We start from the raw sequence: 17,739 nt of genomic DNA on the forward strand, positions 1-17,739 counted from the left end.
CGGGGGAACGTTAGCTGGGCAAGGAAATCTTGCCCATCGTGACGGACGGCACGCCCAGGCGCTGACCGAAATCGGCAGTGCCGCCGGCCACGGTTTCATTGGCCAGCACGGCGAACAGCACCGCTTCCTTGGCGTCGCCCAGGATGCCCAGCACATCGGTCGAATGGAAGCGGTAGGGCAGCAACTCGGCCAGCATGCGCACCAGCAGCGGGTTGTGGGTGCCGCCGCCCGACATATACACGTCGAACGGGGCCGCGCCCGGTTCCGCGCTGGCCGCGCCGGTGGCCGCCAGCACTGCGGCGGCGATGGTTTCGGCGGAGAATCGCGTCAGCGTGGCCAGCACATCCTCGGGCGCCAGCTCGGCGGTGTTGCTGGCGGCCTGGGCGTCGAGCACATACTCGACATTGAACAGTTCAGGGCCCGTGGTTTTCGGGAACGGTTCGCGGAAGAACGCGTTGCCCAGCAAGGCCTGCAACAACGCCGGGCTGACCGTCCCGCGCGTGGCGATGGCGGCGTCGCGGTCGAAATCGAGCGCCGGATAAAAACGCCGGGTGAAGGCGTCGAGCAAGGTATTGCCCGGTCCCGTGTCGGTGACGAACACCGCGTGCGGGTCCATGCTGGCGGGCAGAAAGGTGAAATTGGCGATGCCGCCCATATTCATCAGGATGCGGTTCTCGCCCGCCTTGCCGAGAATGTAGTAATCGCCGTACACGGCCAGCGGCGCGCCCTCGCCGCCGCCGGCGATGTGTTTCTGGCGGAAGTCGGCGATGGTGATGATGCCCGTCCTGACGGCGATCTGGTCGCCGTCGCCGATCTGCAAGGTGGCGTTGCCGTAACCGGGGCGCCCGTGCAGGGCCTTGGGCGCGTGCATGACGGTCTGGCCGTGCGAGGCGATCAGGTCGACCTCGGCGGGGGCAATGCCCCACTCGGCCAGGGTTGCCACGACCATGTCGGCGTGCAACTGGCCGATCCATTCGTTGAGCATGGCCAGCAGGGGGAAATCGACTTGCGGCTTGGCGAACACGGCGCGCACGCGCGCCTTCACCTCGGCATCGTAGGGCACGGTGGTGAACTTGAGCACGGCCACGCGGGTGGCGCTGCCGCTGCCGGCCAGCTCGCACAGGGCGATGTCGAGGCCGTCGAGCGAGGTGCCCGACATCAGGCCGACAATGCGGCGCACGGGCTTGGCGGCGATGCGGTACAGGTTTTCTATATTCTTATTCATGGTCTTCTCCGCAATACGGGCCGTCCGCTTCGCCATCGCGGGTCATCTCGGCCACAAAATCAAAATATTCACTGAGGCAGTACGACGAGGTCAGCTCGACGGCCGCGCCGCTTTGCAGGTAGCCGACCCGGCGAATGAAAAACAGGGCATGGCCCAGCGGCACGCCCAGCTTGGCGGCTACGTCGGCGCTGGCGTTGACAGCCTTGAAATGCTGCAGCGCGCGCACGGGGCGGTGGCCGCCCTGGGCCAGGTATTTGTACATCGAGTCTTCGATATCGAGCGGCTGCGGGATGAAACGCGCCGGCACCACGCTCAATTCATAGCTGACCGCCACCGCGTCGTGCATGCGGATGCGTTCGAGCCGCGCCACTTTTTCGCCCGAGGACAGGCCCAGCGCCATCTGCTCGTCGACGCGGGTCTTGTCGAGCGTGCGCGAGAGCCAGCGCGAACTGGGCTGGTAACCGCGCTTGCTCAAATCTTCCGAAAAGCCCGACAGGCGCGACAGCGGCATCTCCAGCGGGGCGATGTAATTGCCCGACCCGCGCACCCGGTTCACCATGCCGTTGCCGGCCAGGTGGGCCAGCGCCTTGCGGGCGGTCACGCGCGACACCCCCAGCGCCTCGGCCAGGGTGCGCTCGGACGGCAGCGCATCATTGACCCGGTAGTGGCCGGCCCGCACGGCGTCGCTCAGGTGACGCGAAATTTGCAGGTACAGGGGGGTGGCGTCAACCGGGTCGAGCTGGAACGGCAGCAGCGGCGGGCACTTCATGGCGCCACCGCGGATGCCGGCGCCGCGCGCGGCGTGCTGATGGCCACCAGGCCCAGCCAGGTGAGCGCGCCATTGATGGCCAGCATTTCCAGGCCGATGCGGTAGGTGCCGAACAGCTGCGCCTGGTACTGATCGAGCACAAAGCACAGCAGCGGCACGCTCAGCACCACCAGCGGCACCTTGCGGTCGGCCACCGTGCGCCGGCTCAACACGGCAAAACAGAACAGCCCCAGCAGCGGCCCGTAGGTGATCGCCGCCAGGCGCAGGATCAGGTTGACGATGCTGTTGCTGTCGATCAGTTTTAACACCACCAGCAGCAGGAACAGCATCACCGCGAAGGCCAGTTGCACCTTGCGCCGAAACGCCAGGCGCTGCGCTTCGCTCCAGCTGTGGCGCTGGTCGAGGCGGGCGATATCGATGCAGTAGCTGGCCGTGAGCGCCGTCAGGGCGCCGTCGGCGCTGGGAAACAGGGCCGAAATGAGGGCGATGACGAACACCAGTTGCAGCGCTTCGGGCATGTGCTGGAAGACGATGGCGGGAAAGATGCGGTCGCCGCCCAGTTGCAGGCCGTGGCTGTCCGCAAACAGGCGCAGCAGGCCGCCCAGGAACAGGAACACGAACACGACGGCGGTCATGGCCAGCGCCATGCTGATGATGTTTTTCTGCGAGTCGCGCAGGGATTTCACTGAAATATTCTTCTGCATCATCTCTTGGTCCATGCCCGTCATCGCCACCGAGATCAGCATGCCGGCCAGCAATTGCTTGGGCCAGAAATAACTGCTGTCGACATCGTGCGAGAAGATACGGGCCAGTCCCGCGCTGTGCATCTGGCGGTAGCTGTCGGCCACCGACAGGTCGAGCGCGTGCAGTAGGTAGGCGGCAGCAGCCACCAGGCCCGTGAGCATTAGCGCCGTTTGCAGCAAATCGGTCCAGATGATGGTCTTGACCCCACCCTGGTAAGTGTACAGCACGATCAGGGCGATGGCGGCGGCGGCGCTGAACCAGTACGACACCCCCAGCGCACCGAGGATCGACTCCTGCAGGATGATGATGACCAGGTACAGGCGGGCGGCGGCGCCGATGCAGCGCGACACCAGGAACAGCCAGGCGCCGCAGGCGCGCGAGACGGGGCCCATGCGGATGCCCAGCACGGCGTAAATCGACACCAGCTTGAGGCGGTAAAACACGGGCAGCAGCACGAAAGCGACCACGAGGTAGCCGATCAATTGCCCCAGCAACAGCTGAAAATACAGGAAGCCGCTCTCGCCCACCAGCCCGGGCACGCTGACGAAAGTAACGCCGCTGAGCGAAGTGCCGATCATGCCGATGGCGACGACGACCCAGTTGCTGTTTTTGTTACCGTTGAAAAATGATTCGCTGGTGGCATTGCGCGAGGCTAGCCGGGCCACCGTCAGCAGCACGCCGAAGTAGGCGAGCACGACGAAAAACAGCAGGGTGGGAGACATGCGGAACCCGGTCGTAAGCGTGGAGGAACCGGGCGGCACAGGCCGCCCGGTTGTTTACCCAGGGTGGATCAGAGCTTGTAGTTGACGCTAAAGCCGATCGCCCGGCCCAGCACGTTGTAGGTGTCCGGGTAGGTGTTGAAGATCGACGCATTGGTCGGCGTCGGCGGTTGCTTGTCGAACAGATTGTCGATACCGACGTTGACGGTCAGGCCGGCAATGGCGGGACGGAACGCGAAGTTCAGCTCGAAATAATCCTGCGCGGCGATCGATTCCTTGCTGCCGACGGTGCTGTCCTTGACCTTGCCCACGCGTTTCCAGCCCAGCTGGGCGGTGACCTTGTCGAAGTCCCAGGCCAGCGTGGCGCGGTGGCGGTAAGCGGGCGCCACCAGCGAGACCGCATCCGACGAGCAGCGGAAGCCATACGTGCCCTTGCAGTCGATGGGATCGAGCACGGGGTTTTTCTGGATCGTGTAGCTCTTGACGATGGCCGCCTGGTAGCCCCAGTTGAGTTTCTTGCCTGGCAGGCCGAACGGCACGTTCTGGCGGTAGCTGGCGTCGACATCGAAGCCGGACTGGCGAATTTCAGCCAGGTTGCGGTCGACCGGGTAGGCGTCCTTGATGCGGCCGGTGGCCGGATCGCGGGTGACGGCCTGGCACAGGGGATTGTCGGCGCGCGGGTCGGTGATGTAGCAGCTGGTGAGGGCGTCGACGGGCTGCACCTGGCCGACCGCATCCTTCAGCTTGATGTCGTAGTAATCGACGGTGATCGACAGGCCCTTGGCGAACGCGGGCGTGAGGACCAGGCCGAGGGTGCGGGTATCGCCCTTTTCGGCGCGGATGGCGGGATTGCCGCCGTAGTAGTAACCGCCCGTGAGCAGCGCCGGATCGAGTGAATTGTAGGAGCCGGCGGCCGGCGCGCCGAAGCGGGCGCACTGGGCCTTGTCGCCCGTGCCCAGCGCGCACGGATCGCCCTGGTAGCGCGGCTGCAGGCGCGCCGTCGTCACCAGCGCATTAAATGGCAGCGAGAACACGGGATTGGCGTACTCGCCCATGTTCGGCTCGCGGATCACGCTTTGCTTGGTGGCGCGCAGACGCAGTTGCTCGTCGACCGCCCACGAGGCGCCCAGCTTGTCGGTGGTGTAGGCGTTGTCGCCGCCCAGCGACTTGCTGTAGAAGGAACGGCGCACTGCCCCTTCGACCGACAGGTTGTGGATCAGCGGCAGATTGCGCAGCACCGGCACCAGCACCTCGGCATAGATTTCCTTGGCGCGGAACGACGGCGGCGCGGCGGGGCCGGCCACGGTGGCCTGGTTGAACGACTGCGCCAGCGACGGGCTGTACGAGAATTCGCCCGTTTCGCGACGCGCCTCGGCGCCCACGGCGAAGCCGAGCGGGCCGGCCGGCAGCTTGAAGACGTCGCTGCTGTCGCCCGACAGGGTGGCGGCGGTGACGACCTGCTTGCGCACCCGGTCGCCGTAGTCGAACGGCCGGGCGATCGAGGAAACGTCGGCACCTGGCCCGAAGATATTGGTGGCGTTGACGAGCGCGGCGGCGCCGGCCTTGCTGGCGTCGCCGTTGACGATCAGCGACTCGGACGAGCGTCCGCTCTGCACATACACGTCCCAGTTGATATGGCTGGTGAGGGGCCCGCGCAAGCCGGCCTGCAACTGGTAGGTGTCGCGCTTGTTGTCGATGGTGATGACGCCCAGTTCGCCCAGCGAACGGTCGACCTGGACGCGGGCGACGCCGTTGACGAACGTGAGCTGATTGCGCACGGCGGCCGGGATGTACGGGTTGTTTTGGTTGATGGCAAACACGCCCGAGAGCACCGGCGGGGCCTGGCCCGTGGTGGGCGCGCCGGTGGTGTTGGTCCGCGAGAACATCGCGCGGCCGTAGGCTTCCACGCCCTCGCTCAGTTCGTAGGTGAAGAACGACGAGGCATTGAAACGCTTGAGCGGCTGAATCAGCGTGTAGTCGGGCGTGTAGTCGGTGGTCTGCTTGGTGCTGCTCAGTTGCCCGCCATCGGTGTACGAAAAGGCGCGGCCGCTGGCGACATCGACGAAGTTGCCGCCGGCGCCAGGGCGCAGCGTGGGCTTGACGCGGGCAAAATCACGGTCGCCCGCCATCAGGCCGTCGCGCCTGGTCAATTCCAGGTAGCCGACGATGTGGCCTTTCTCGCCCAGCGCGGTGCCGCCGGTCACGTTGACGCCCTTCTGGGCGCCGCCGTCGGCGCCGGTGCGGTAGTTGGTCGACGCTTGCAAGCCATCGAAACGGTCGTTGATGATGAAGTTGACCACCCCGGCGATGGCGTCGGCGCCATACACGGCGGCGGCGCCGCCGGTGAGCACATCGACCCGCTTGAGCAGGGGCGCGGGAATGAAGTTGACATCGACGGCGTTACGGAAGCCGAACGGCACGGCGCGGGTGCCGTTGATCAGCACCAGGGTGCGGCTCTGGCCCAGGTTGCGCAGGTCCAGCGTCTGCGCGCCGAAACCGTCGCTGCCGGCCGAGGTGCCGTTGACGCCACCGGCCAGCTGCGGCACCTTGACGGAGAAATCTTCCACCGTGATGGCGCGGCCAATGGCAATGTCGGCGGCGCTGTACTGGCTCACCGGGCTCGTTGCGGTCAGGGCGGCGGCGCGGATGCGGGTGCCGGTCACGGCCACCTGTTGCATCGGGCCGCTGTCGGCGGCCGCCGCGGGGGCGGCAGGTGCTTCGGCCTGCTGGGCCTGGGCAATACCGTGGGCCAGCGCGAGCACCGCCAGGCAGATCGTCGTCCGTGAGGTACGGCACACCGTTGCGTTCATTGTTTGTCCCTTGCTTATTAAATAGTCTGACTACTTGAATGCGATCACATCAACCCGCCGCCCACGATTACTGGCATCTTTTTGGTATGCATCAGGTCTGACAAGAAACATACCGTATGCAGCACACCCCCGGCAATGGGAATCCGGGTCCGTCCGGCAGCGATGGTGACGCAAGCGGGGGGCTGATGAGACCACTTTGCACACGCTGCCGTCAAGCGCGCGAATTGGTATTACAAATAAAATGGCGCCGGGCGCCGCCGCCGTCGGGTTTACGCCACAACTGCCGCCCGGCCCCCGCCGCTTGTGCCCGGTACGAAATCACGGTACATTCGGTAGCGTATTTCGATACGTCTCCCCTTCGCCACCACAAGGACTTCGATGAGCTCACCCGAGCTGGTATTACAAGTGTTGCGCGCCGAACTGCGCGCAGCCAACATCACCTACAAAACCCTGGCCGAGCGCATCGCCATGAGCGAGTCGAGCGTCAAGCGCATGTTCGGCCAGAAAGACATGACGCTGTCGCGCCTGGCCCAGATCTGCAGCGCCAGCGGGATTGCGCTGGAAGACGTGCTGCGCCGCGCCGCCGACGTCCAGCCGCACGCCGACACCCTCAGCGCGGCGCAGGAAAAAGCCCTGATCGCCAAGCCGAAACTGCTGCTGGTGGCGATCTGCTGCCTGGGCCACTGGAGCATGGAGCAGATCCTCGAGACCTATGCCATCAGCGAAACCGAATGTATCGGCTTTCTGGCCGAGCTCGACCGCCTGGGCGTGATCGAACTCAAGCCCATGAACCGCTACAGCCTGCGGGTGTCGAACGCGTTTCACTGGCTGGGCGACGGCCCCGTGCAGCAGTACGTGCGCCAGCACGTGGTGGGCGATTATTTCAGCGGGCACTTCGACGGCCCCGGCGAGACCTTGATGTGCCTGCCGGCGCGCCTGTCGCTGCCCAGCGCGCGCGAACTGGTGCAAAAAATCCAGCAGCTGGCGGCCGAACTGGCCCGCCTGCACCAGCACGACCGGCGCTTGCCGACGGCGGACAAGGATGGCTTTACCTTGCTGCTGGGGTTCAGGTCGTGGGAGTTTGCCGCGTTCACGGAGATGCGCCGGCAAGCGCCGGGCTGAGACCCTACCAGATGGGGCCGAGGAACAGGTACAAGGTGCGGTTGCCGTCGCGGGTGGCGCCGGCGCCCAGGTAGGCGGGGCCGAAGCGGGTGTCGACCGCCAGGAAGGCGCTGCCGGCCTGCTTGCGCGAGGCGCTGTTGAGCGAGGCCGACAAGGGCTGGTCGAAGCCGCCGCCCGTCTCCAGCGAAAAGCCGGCGCGCAGGGTGCCGCCCAGGGTGAGCGGCAAGGCGCCCACGCGGCGCGCCAGCACCAGCCGGGCAAATGCGATGGTGCGGCCCTGGATCGAGTCGGCCGGGGTGCCCGACAGGCGCAGGAAACCGCCCAGGCTCAGGGGCGCGGCGCCGCTTTGCGCATGCGCCCACTCGCCGTACAGGTGGCCGGCCCAGTTATCCGTGTGCACGGCGGCCATGCCGATGATGGAGGAACGGGCCAGCGAGGCGGTGCCGTCGGCGCCGGGCGAGCGCTCGAGCCCCGCGTCGAGCAGCACGCCGCGGCTGGCAAAGCCCAGCGAATCGAGGGTGTCGACGCGATAGCGCACGAACTGGGTCGAGTCGAACGTCTTGGTGCTGCCGTCCTGCTGGGGCACCACGACGCGCGTGCTGGCGCTCTGGCGCCGCACGCCCACTTGCAGGTCGCCCCAGTTGCCCAGTTCGCGCCCCAGCACCAGGCTGGCGCTGCTGACGTTATAGGCGTTGCGCGCGAGCCGCCGGCCGCCGGAGAAAATGTCGCCCGCCGAGGCGCCGTATTGCAGCGACGGCGCCACGTACCATTTCGATCCCGCCCCCAGCGGCTGCCAGAACTGCACGCCGATGTCGCGCTTGTCGCCGATGCCCATCACGGCGCGCACCTCGGCGTCCCAGGCATTGACGGAGGTGCGCACATACATCAGCTTCATGGCGAAGCTGTTGGCCTCGTTGAAATCGCTGGCCAGCTCGAGGCCCACGCGCAGCCGGCTGGTGGCCCACGCCGCCTCGCGCGCGATGATGTCGATGTGGCGCTTGCCGTCGGTGTCGACGACGTCGGTCTCGACGCGCGCCAGGTCACCGCGGCCGTACAGGGCGTCGCCCGCCTCGCGCACCTGGGCCAGGGTGGCCGCCTTGCCGGGCACCAGGTTCGATTGCGCCACCAGCACCTGCGGATTGATGCGCCCGGCCGTACGCGCCGTCACCGTGCCGATGGGGATGGCGGCATCGGCCAGCGCGGGCGGCGCCAGCCGGCGGTTTTCGAACTGTGCGTAGGTCGCTTCGTCCAGCGCCAGCGCGGCCAGGCGCGGCGCCAGCGCGCGCGCGGCCGCTTCGCCGGCGGCGATGGCGCTTTGCACGTGGCTGAAATCGAGGAAGCTGACGTCGGCCAGCAGCGGGGCGATCAGGATGTCTTTCGGGCCCAGTTCGCGCAGCGAGCGCTGGACGTTTTGTTCGGTGAGGATATTGAGCATCTGCTGGGCCACGCCGAGCGCGCTGCCGAGCGACTTTTCCGGTGCCAGCGGGGTGCCAACGTTGACGGCGATGACGATGTCTGCGCCCATCGCGTGGGCCATGCCGACGGGCAGATTGCGCACCAGGCCACCGTCGACGACGAGGCGCTGCTGGACGCGCACGGGCGCGAACACCCCGGGCACGGCCAGCGAGGCGCGCATCGACAGGAACAGCGGGGTGTCGACCAGTTCGACCGCTTCGCCCGTGAGCAGGTCCGAGGCCACCGAACGAAACGGCAGCGACAGCTGGTCGGACGGCAGATCGCGGGTGCCGGCCGGCAGCAGGCGCCCCAGCGCCTGCTCGAGGGCGGCATTACCGGCCGCCGACGGCGGCAAATTGACGCCGTCGCGGTGCACGCCGAATTCGATGCGGGACGGCAGCAGCACGTCTTCTTCGCGGCGGCGGTAGGCCAGCGCGTCGCGCGCGGGGCGGTCGGCCACCACTTGCTCCCAGTTGGTCTCGCGCGCCATGCGCGCCAGGTCGTCGACCGAGGCGCCGGCGGCGTAGGCGCCGCCGACGACGCTGCCCATGCTGGTGCCGACGACGATATCGACCGGCACCTGCAGTTCGCGCAGCACGCGCAGCACGCCGATATGGGCAAAGCCGCGCGCACCGCCACCCGACAGCACCAGCGCGATGCGGGGCCGCGCGGGCGCGCTCGCGAGCGGCTCGCCGGTGGCGGCGCTGCTGGCGCCAGCGAGCAGCTGCAGCGGCAGCACCAGCAGCGCCAGGCAGGCGCGCAGGGTGCGTCGATCCGGCGCGGCGCGGCCCACGCGGCTTATTGCGACGCCGGCGGGTTGATGGTGGGCGCCCCCCGCACGGGCGGCGCCGTCGGGATGGCGTTCGGCGGCGGCGTGTTCGGCATCGGCGCGCCCGTCATCGACGGCTGCGGCAGCTGGATTGGCGCCGCCTGCGGAGGCTGCTGGACTGGCTGCGGCTGCGGCTGCGGCATTGGCTGCGGCGGCGGCTGCACCGGCTGCGCCTGGCCCGGCTGGCCGGCCGGCGTGCCGACGCGGCTCTCCTGGGCGATGTCGATGCGGCGCCCGTCCGACAGCAGCACGTAGCGGGGAAACACCTGCTGCACGCGCAGGCCGTTGACGACTTCCTTGCCCACCTTCAGGGCCATCGGCGCGCCATTGTCGACGACGAGGATGGCGGCGCTGTCGCGCCCCGCCGCGACCACCCCCACCAGCTGGTAATTGCTGGCGCTGGCGGCCGGCTGGCCGCCGAACAGGCTGGCGGCGGCATCGATGGCGGGGTCGGGCATCGACGCCGCCGGCGCCGCCGCCAGCGGGCGCTGGGCCGGTTTGTAGAGCTGCATGGCCCAGTAGGCGGCCGACACCACCAGGGCGATCAGGGCCAGCAAGGTCATCAACAGGGGCATTCGCTTCATGGTTTCCTTCGTTGGTGCGCGGGTTTAGCGCACCAGCTGGTTAATTTCAATGATCGGCATGAGCACGGCCAGCACGATCAGCAGCACCACCACGCCCATCGCCAGGATCAGGGCCGGTTCGAGCAGGCCGGCAATGGTCAGCGCGCGCCGTTCCAGGTCGGCCTGCTGGGTGGCGGCCGCCCGTTCCAGCATGGCCGGCAGTTCGCCGGTGATTTCGCCGGCGCGGATCATGTGCACGAGCATGGGCGGGAAGTGCTTCTGCGCCGACAGCGCGCGCCCCAGGCCCACCCCTTCGCGCACGCTGGCCGAGGCTTCCTCGACCAGCGCCTTCATGGCCACGTTCGACAGCGTGGCGCGGCTGGTCTCGAGCGCGCGCAGGATCGGCACGCCCGAGCCGGTGGTGATGGCCAGCGTGCTGGCAAAGCGCGCGGTGTTCATGCTGCGCTCGAATTTGCCGTACACGGGCGCCGTCAGCAGCCAGGTGTGAAAGCGCTTTTTCAGTGCCGGATTGCGCAGCGCGCGGCGCCAGGCGAGCGCCGCGCCGATCGCCGCGATGGCCACGAACATGCCGTAGCTGCGCACGAAGTCGGACACGGCCAGCATCATCACCGTCAGCAGGGGCAGCTTTTGCTTGGTGTTGGCGAACACCGAGACGATCTGCGGCACCACGTAGGTGAGCAGGAAAATCACGATGGCGAAGGCGACCACGGTGACGATGGCCGGATAGATGAACGCCAGCCGCACCTTCTGCACCAGCGCGTTGCTGCGCTCGATATAGTCGGCCAGGCGCGACAGCACGCGCGCCAGCTGGCCGATCTGCTCGCCGGCAGCGACCAGCGCCCGGTAGATCTCGGCGAAATCGCGCGGGTGGCGCGAGAGCGCGTCGGAGAACGCCACGCCGCCCATCACCTCGGCGCGAATCGAGGCCACCAGGTCGCGCACGTAGGCCCGTTCGGCCTGTTCGAGCAGGGCCGTCAACGCCTGTTCGAGCGGCAGCCCCGCTTCGAGCAGGCTGGCCAGCTGGCGCGTGAACAGGGCCAGCTCGACCTGCGAGAGCTTCTCGCCGAAGCCGCGGCTCCTGGCCACGCCGGCGGCGTCGAGCTGGCTGGCGATGGCGTCGACGGTGATCGGCGTGAGGCCCTGCCCGCGCAGGTCGGAGCGGGCCGAGCGGGCGGTGTCGGCGTTGACCACGCCCTTGCGGGTGACACCGCCTTCATCGACGGCTTCATAGCGAAATGCGGGCATCGGTGCTTAGTCCTTGGTCACGCGCAGCAGCTCGGCCTGCGTCGTCACGCCGGCCACCAGGAAGCGCTCGCCGTCTTCGCGCATGGTGCGCATGCCGGCCTTCTGGCCCGCCACGCGGATGTCCGCTTCGGAGGCCTGGTTGTGGATTTGCGCGCTGATGGCGTCGTTCGTCTCGAGCAGTTCGTAGACGCCGACGCGGCCGTGATAGCCCGTGTGGCCGCACTTGTCGCAGCCGACGGCGCGCCAGTATTTGCCGTCGGGTTCGGGCTCCTTGCAAAATTCGCACAGCTTGCGCACCAGCCGTTGCGCCATCACCCCCAGCAGCGACGACGACAGCAGGAACGGCTCGATGCCCATGTCAAGCAGGCGCGTGACGGCGGCGGCGGCGTCGTTGGTGTGCAGCGTGGCCAGCACCAGGTGGCCCGTCAGGGACGCCTGCACGGCGATCTGCGCCGTTTCCAGGTCGCGGATCTCGCCGATCATGATGACGTCCGGGTCCTGCCGCAAGATGGCGCGCAGGGCCTTGGCAAAGCTCATGTCGATGCGGGCGTTGACCTGGGTCTGGCCGACCCCGGCCAGGTCGTACTCGATCGGGTCTTCCACCGTCAGGATGTTGGTGGTCGAGGCGTTCAGGCGCGACAGGGCCGCATACAGGGTCGTGGTTTTGCCGGAACCGGTGGGACCGGTGACGAGCACGATGCCGTGCGGCTGGCCGATCATCTTGTCGAACTGGGGCAGCAGATCCGGGCTCATGCCCAGGTGCGACAGGTCGAGCCGGCCCGCTTCCTTGTCCAGCAGACGCAGCACGGCCCGTTCGCCATGGCCGGTGGGCAGGGTCGAGACGCGCACGTCGACCGGCTTGCCGCCCACCCGCAAGGTGATGCGGCCGTCCTGCGGCAGGCGCTTTTCGGCGATGTCCAGTTGCGACATGATTTTAATGCGCGAGATCAGCGAGGCGTGGATCGCCTTGCGGGGCCGCACCACGTCGCGCAGGGCGCCGTCGATGCGAAAGCGCACCACCGAGGTTTGTTCGAACGGTTCGATGTGGATGTCGGAGGCGCCCTCGCGCAGCGACTGCGTGAGCAGCGCGTTGATCATGCGGATCACGGGCGCGTCGTCGGAGGACTCGAGCAAATCTTCGATGGCCGGCACGTCCTGCAGCAGCTTGGTCAGATCGAGGTCGGCGTCGAATTCGTCGACCACCTGGGAGGCGTCGCCGCCAGCGCCGGCATAGGCGGTGGCGATGGCAGCTTCCAGTTCGGCCCGTTCCATGCGGCGCAGCGCGATGCGGCCGAAACGGCGCGACACCTCGGCGATCGCGGCCGGCGCGGTGGCGCCGGAGACCCAGACTTCGACCGCATCGGCGCCGCCGTCGACACTTCTGGCCAGCACGCCGAAATCGCGGGCAAACGCGTAGGGCAACAGGTTACTCATCTAAAATCCATCCCTTATTTCTGCACCGGGCGGTACAACGGCGTATCGGTGGTGTCGGGCTGGGTCGGCACGGTGCTGTCCGGACGCGTGGGCGCGGCCGTGTCGCCGGGACGGGCCAGCGTGGAGGCGCCCGGACGGGCCGGCGCCGGCAGATTTTTCTTGATCGGCACGGCGGCCATCGAGCTGCCCACGGGTGGCTGGCCATCGGACAGGGGCGGCAGGATCGGCGCGCCCAGTTCCTTGACCAGCACCGTGTTGTCCTTCGGCTGGGCCTGGGTGCCGGTGGCGCGCATGTACTCGTAGCGGTTCATGGCCAGGGTGGCGCTGTCTTCCTTGCTGCGCACGATGACGGGGCGCAGGAACACCATCAGGTTGGTCTTGGTGCGCTTCCTCGACTGGTATTTGAACAGGTTGCCGACGATGGGCAGGCTGCCCAGGCCCGGCACTTTTTCTTCGGTGGCGCTGGCATCGTCCTTGATCAGGCCACCGAGCACGATGATCTGGCCGTCGTCGGCCAGCACATTGTTTTCGATGATGCGGATGTCGGTGGTGACGCCGGCGGCGTCGGTGCGGCTCGACTGCACCACGCTCGAACTCTCGTTGTAGATGGCCAGCTTGATGGTGCCGCCTTCGGAAATTTGCGGGCGCACCTTCAGGGTCAGGCCCACGTCGCGACGGTCGATGGTCTGGAACGGGTTGGTGTTGGTGCCGCCCGTGGTGGTGAACTGGCCGCTGATGATCGGCACGTTCTGGCCCACCTTGATGGTCGACAGTTCGTTGTCGAGCGTGAGCATGTTCGGCGTCGACAGGATGTTGCCGGCGTTGTCGTTCTCGAGCGCGTGGGCGATGGCGCCCAGGCCCAGCGCGCCGTTGATCTGGCGGAACAGGCCAATCGACAGGCCGGCGCCCGGCGCGGCCGAGCTGCCGCTGGCGATCAGGCTGGCCAGGCCATTGCCGCTGGTGGCATTGAAATTCTGGATGCCGCCGACGCGGTACTTGCTGGTCGAGTCGCCGCTGGCGGCGAGCCACTGCACGCCGAATTCGGAGGCCTTGTCGGAATTGACTTCGACCACCAGCGCTTCGATGTAGACCTGGGCGCGGCGCACGTCGAGCTGGTCGATGACGGCGCGCAGGTTGCGGTACACCGCTTCGCTGGCGGTGATGATGAGGGTGTTGGTGGACGCGTCGGCCTGGATGAAGCCGGCGCCGGTGGCGCCGCTGCCGCCGCCGAGCGTCTGACCGGGGCTTTGCGCGCTCAGCGTGCCGCCGCCCTGCCCCTGGTTGCCGCTCGACTGCTGGCCGGCCAGGCCGCCCGAGCCGCCCGCATTGGCGCCGCTGCCGACCGAGCCGCCGCTGGTGCCCTGCTGGGTTTGCGGCAGCGAGGTGTCCGACGACACCACCGCGCGCAGCGTCTGCGCCAGCTTGGTGGCGTCGGCGTTCTTCAGGTACACCACGTGGACGTTGCCCGCTTCCGCGGTGGGCTGGTCGAGCTTGGAAATGAGCGACTTGGCCAGGTTGGCGCGCGCCGCCGAGGGCGCACGCACCACCACCGAATTGGTGCGCGGATCGGCCAGCACCGACACCCGGCCGGAGTCGCCGCCTGGCGCCGGCTCCATCAGGCGGCTGACCATGGCGGCGACATCGCTGGCGACGGCGTAACGCACGGGCACCACGTCGAGGTCGGCCGAGACGGGGGCGTCGAGCGCGGCGATGATCTTCGACAGGCGATTGAGGTTGTCGGCGTAGTCGGTGATGACCAGGCTGTTGTTGCCCGGGTTGGCCATGATCGAATTGTTCGGCGAAATGAGGGGGCGCAGCACCGCCGTCAGGTTGGCCGCCGACTCGTAGCTCAGGCGGAAAATCTGGGTGGCGATCTGGTCGCCGCCGATCGGCCGCGCGCCCACGCCGACGCGGGTGGGCGACGATTGCAGTTTCGCTTCGGCTTCCGGCACCACCTTGGCAAAGCCGTCGCCGGTGACGACGGCGAAGCCTTGCAGGCGCAGCTGCGAGGTGAGCAGGGAAAACGCCTGCGACTTCGACAGCTGGCGCTCCGACACCAGCGTCAGCGTGCCCTTGACGCGGGGGTCGATGATGAAGGTCATGCCCGTGTAATGGCCGACCGCCTTGATGACGGACTCCATGTCGGCATTGACGAAGTTGAGGGCGGCGCCGTTGTCCTGGGCCGAGACGGGCACAGCGGCGACGGCGCAGGCCAGCATGACGCCGGCGGCAAGGCGGCGCAGGGCCGGCGTGGAACGAGTGTGTGCTGCCAATTTTGTCTTCATTTGAACTCTAACGCGATAATGTTCTTGCCGCCTACCAAACGGCGCTGGCCCAGCAAATTGAGCATGTTGCCCAGCGTCTCTTCATATCCATCGGCCGCTTCGGCCTGCCCGGCAAAGCGCAGCCGGCCATTGTCGAGCGCACCGCTGCCAGACAGCAGCAGGGCGCCCCGCAGCGTCGTCAGCACCAGTTGCGCCTGGGCGCCTTTCCAGTCCATCAGCAGCTGGTAACTGCCCAGCGGCTTGACGGGCGACATGCGCGAGCCCATGTCGCTCATCGTCAGCACCGTGCGGCCGTTGACGCTGACCGTGCCGCTCTGGCGCACCAGCTCGAGCGTGGTCCACGACAGGCGCAAGATGCCGCTGGGCGCCAAGGTGTTCAGGGGCGCCCCCAGGCCGGCCAGGCCGGCTGCGGGCAACAGCAATTCGGACGGACTCAACTGCCACTGCGACCAGTTGCCTTCGACGTGGACGCTCTGCGAAAACGCCTGCGCATTGGCCAGGTCCAGCGATACATGGCCCACCAGCACCAGCGGCGACAAGCGCCAGCTGAAACGGCCCGGCAGCAAGGGCGTGACCGACCCGCCCTCGCCCGGCGCGCCGCCGATAAAGGCCGAACCGCGCCACAGCGTACCTTGGGCATCTCCCAGAGTCAAACGGCCGCCCGTCTGCTGCTCGACGATGGGGGCGAGCCAACTGGCCGGCAGGCACACCAGCACGGTCATCACGGCGGCGAGCAGGGCGGCAAGACACCATAGCACAGCGCGCTTCACCGGGCGCCCGGTTCCTGGCGCAGCGTCAGGGTCGCATCAACCTTGCCGCCCTCGCCCGCCGCGCCGATGCTGGCGTCCTGCACACTGATGCGGCCTTCGCGGCGCTGATTGTCGAGCCAGCCGACCAGGCTGGAGAACGGCACGGCCGACAGCTGCACCTTGGCAAATTCGCCCGTCATCGTCAGCGATTGCGGGGTAATGCCCATCGCCGTCAGGCTCGCCAGCAGGGTTTCCCGGGCCATCGGTGCGCCCTGGGCCGGCGCCTGGCGCGACAGTTCGCTCGCTTCGAGCGCCATGCTGCGCAGTTGCGCCGCTTCCTGGCGCAACTGCGGCAAGGCTTTTTCCAGCTGCGCGCGGCCGCTCACGGCGGGGCTGATGAACAGCAGGTAGACCAGGGTGCCCAGCACCACGCCGGCGCCGATGGTCAGGAATTTGCGCTCCTGCTCGGTGCGGGCGATCCAGCCCAGCGCCAATTGCGATTTGATATTAGAAAAGCTGCTGGCGGCGCTCATGGTTTAACTCCCGGTGTGGGTTTGATCAGCCAGACGGCCGGCGCCGTTTCCGTCAGCGACAGGTTGCGGAGGGCCAGCGCGCTCTTGAGCTGGGCCAGTACGCCCGGGTCGCTCGTTTCTGGTTTGACCTTGACGGTGAGCGATTGTTCCTTGAACTCGAGGCCATTGATGGCCAGCGGGCGCGGCAGGCCGCGCGCGGCCTCGCCAAAGGCCGCCGCCAGCCAGGTAAATTCGGTGGGACCCACCTGGCCGACGGCGACCCTGGCGCGCGCATTGTTCATGCGCATCTGCGCCATCGGGTCCTGGATCACCGTGTCTTTCGGATAGGCCGCGCGGAAGGTTTGCAGCATCGACTGGCGGATGCCGTCCGCCTCGCGCTTCATGCGCAGCCATTCGATGTTCAGGCCCACCAGGTTGACGATGAGGGCCAGCGCCGCCAGCGCCAGCGGCCAGCGCCAGCGGCCCCAGTCGGTGGCGCGGGCGCCGGCCGCGCCCAGCGCGGGCACCATGTCGAGCGTGGTGGTCTTGGCGCCGGCGATCCAGTGGGCCCAGGTGTCGGGCTCGACGGCGATGGGCGGACTCGACAGCTGCCCCAGCGCCTGGTAGGTGGTCAGATCGGCGCCCGGCACGTACAAGGTCAGGGGGGCGTCGCCGGCCAGCGCGCGCGCCGTTTGCACGGCCACTTCCGGGCTCGCGTCCAGCGCCAGGCCCATGCCGTGGTACAGGCCGTCGCGCAGGGACAGTTCGTGGGCGCCAATGACGCCGCTGACCTGGCCGGGAGAAATGGGCAGGCACAGCTGGGCGGGAATGGCCGTCACGGCGCGCGCGCCCAGCGCCAGCATGGCCCGCACCAGCGGCTCGAGCAAGGCGCGCTGCACCACGGCTACGCTGCGCACGCCGTCGGCCGATACCACCGGCGCCGGCGCGAGCACGCAATCGTGCGGGTCGCCCAGCACCTGTTCTTCGACCAGGCCCGGCAAGGCCGCCTTCAGGCGCGCGCCCGACAGGGGTGGCGCCTTCACGTGCAGCATCGTCACGTCGGCGGCGGCCAGCAGCAGCACCACGCGGCGCACGTTGTTGACCAGGTCGCCCAGGCCGCGCAGGGCGCCTTCTCCCTGCTGGCCGATCAGGCCGCTGTCGGCGACCATGGCGTAGCGGGCCAGGGCGGCGTCGCCGTCCGCGCGTGCCGGCAGGCGGATATATAAAGTGCTCAAACGATCTCGCTTTCTGCTGTGT

General features: G+C 67.9%; 13 protein-coding genes. 1 reads left to right on the top strand and 12 read right to left on the bottom strand.

What is annotated here, in order from left to right; genetic code table 11:
• Window positions 1-10: 10 nt before the first annotated feature.
• From ACP7EY_RS16455 to ACP7EY_RS16470, 4 genes are all read right to left on the bottom strand, one after another.
• On the bottom strand, window positions 11-1,225 hold the full coding sequence (locus ACP7EY_RS16455) for an anhydro-N-acetylmuramic acid kinase (RefSeq protein WP_426195450.1): 1,215 nt from the start codon (window positions 1,223-1,225) through the stop codon (window positions 11-13).
• Window positions 1,218-1,994, bottom strand: a complete 777-nt coding sequence (locus ACP7EY_RS16460) for a GntR family transcriptional regulator (RefSeq protein WP_426195452.1) — start codon at window positions 1,992-1,994, stop codon at window positions 1,218-1,220. The genes ACP7EY_RS16455 and ACP7EY_RS16460 overlap by 8 nt, the downstream gene beginning before the upstream one ends.
• Complete coding sequence (locus ACP7EY_RS16465; protein WP_426195454.1) at window positions 1,991-3,460, bottom strand: sodium:solute symporter; 1,470 nt, start codon at window positions 3,458-3,460, stop codon at window positions 1,991-1,993. Before ACP7EY_RS16465 ends, ACP7EY_RS16460 begins: the two co-directional genes overlap by 4 nt.
• 68 nt (window positions 3,461-3,528) lie before the next feature.
• Complete coding sequence (locus ACP7EY_RS16470) at window positions 3,529-6,267, bottom strand: TonB-dependent receptor domain-containing protein (protein ID WP_426195456.1); 2,739 nt, start codon at window positions 6,265-6,267, stop codon at window positions 3,529-3,531.
• A gap of 378 nt (window positions 6,268-6,645) precedes the next feature.
• Here ACP7EY_RS16470 and ACP7EY_RS16475 point away from each other — a divergent pair, with 378 nt between their 5' ends.
• Window positions 6,646-7,389: a helix-turn-helix domain-containing protein gene (locus tag ACP7EY_RS16475; protein WP_426195458.1), complete on the top strand. Its 744-nt coding sequence runs from the start codon at window positions 6,646-6,648 to the stop codon at window positions 7,387-7,389.
• Between the two features lie 4 nt (window positions 7,390-7,393).
• Here the strand turns inward: ACP7EY_RS16475 and ACP7EY_RS16480 are convergent, their stop codons facing one another.
• From ACP7EY_RS16480 to gspL, 8 genes are read right to left on the bottom strand one after another with little or no spacing between them, the layout of a single operon-like run.
• Window positions 7,394-9,637, bottom strand: coding sequence for a patatin-like phospholipase family protein (locus ACP7EY_RS16480; RefSeq protein ID WP_426195460.1), 2,244 nt, complete (start codon window positions 9,635-9,637; stop codon window positions 7,394-7,396).
• A gap of 5 nt (window positions 9,638-9,642) precedes the next feature.
• Entirely contained in the window at window positions 9,643-10,257 is a 615-nt protein-coding gene (locus ACP7EY_RS16485) for a type II secretion system protein N (protein ID WP_426195462.1), read from the bottom strand.
• A 24-nt stretch (window positions 10,258-10,281) separates the two neighbouring features.
• Window positions 10,282-11,502: a type II secretion system inner membrane protein GspF gene (gspF, locus tag ACP7EY_RS16490; protein WP_426195464.1), complete on the bottom strand. Its 1,221-nt coding sequence runs from the start codon at window positions 11,500-11,502 to the stop codon at window positions 10,282-10,284.
• Window positions 11,503-11,508: 6 nt separating this feature from the next.
• On the bottom strand, window positions 11,509-12,936 hold the full coding sequence (gene gspE / locus ACP7EY_RS16495) for a type II secretion system ATPase GspE (RefSeq protein WP_426195466.1): 1,428 nt from the start codon (window positions 12,934-12,936) through the stop codon (window positions 11,509-11,511).
• 14 nt (window positions 12,937-12,950) lie between these two features.
• On the bottom strand, window positions 12,951-15,221 hold the full coding sequence (gspD, locus tag ACP7EY_RS16500) for a type II secretion system secretin GspD (protein WP_426195468.1): 2,271 nt from the start codon (window positions 15,219-15,221) through the stop codon (window positions 12,951-12,953).
• Window positions 15,218-15,991, bottom strand: coding sequence for a type II secretion system protein N (gene gspN / locus ACP7EY_RS16505; RefSeq protein WP_426195470.1), 774 nt, complete (start codon window positions 15,989-15,991; stop codon window positions 15,218-15,220). The genes gspD and gspN overlap by 4 nt, the downstream gene beginning before the upstream one ends.
• Window positions 15,988-16,503 (bottom strand): type II secretion system protein GspM, encoded by a 516-nt coding sequence (gspM, locus tag ACP7EY_RS16510; protein ID WP_426195472.1) that lies wholly within the window; start codon window positions 16,501-16,503, stop codon window positions 15,988-15,990. Before gspM ends, gspN begins: the two co-directional genes overlap by 4 nt.
• Window positions 16,500-17,717, bottom strand: a complete 1,218-nt coding sequence (gspL, locus tag ACP7EY_RS16515; RefSeq protein ID WP_426195473.1) for a type II secretion system protein GspL — start codon at window positions 17,715-17,717, stop codon at window positions 16,500-16,502. Before gspL ends, gspM begins: the two co-directional genes overlap by 4 nt.
• Between the last annotated feature and the right edge of the window lie 22 nt (window positions 17,718-17,739).

This window comes from Massilia sp. DWR3-1-1, assembly GCF_049898325.1.
GTDB lineage: Bacteria > Pseudomonadota > Gammaproteobacteria > Burkholderiales > Burkholderiaceae_D > JAFCUW01.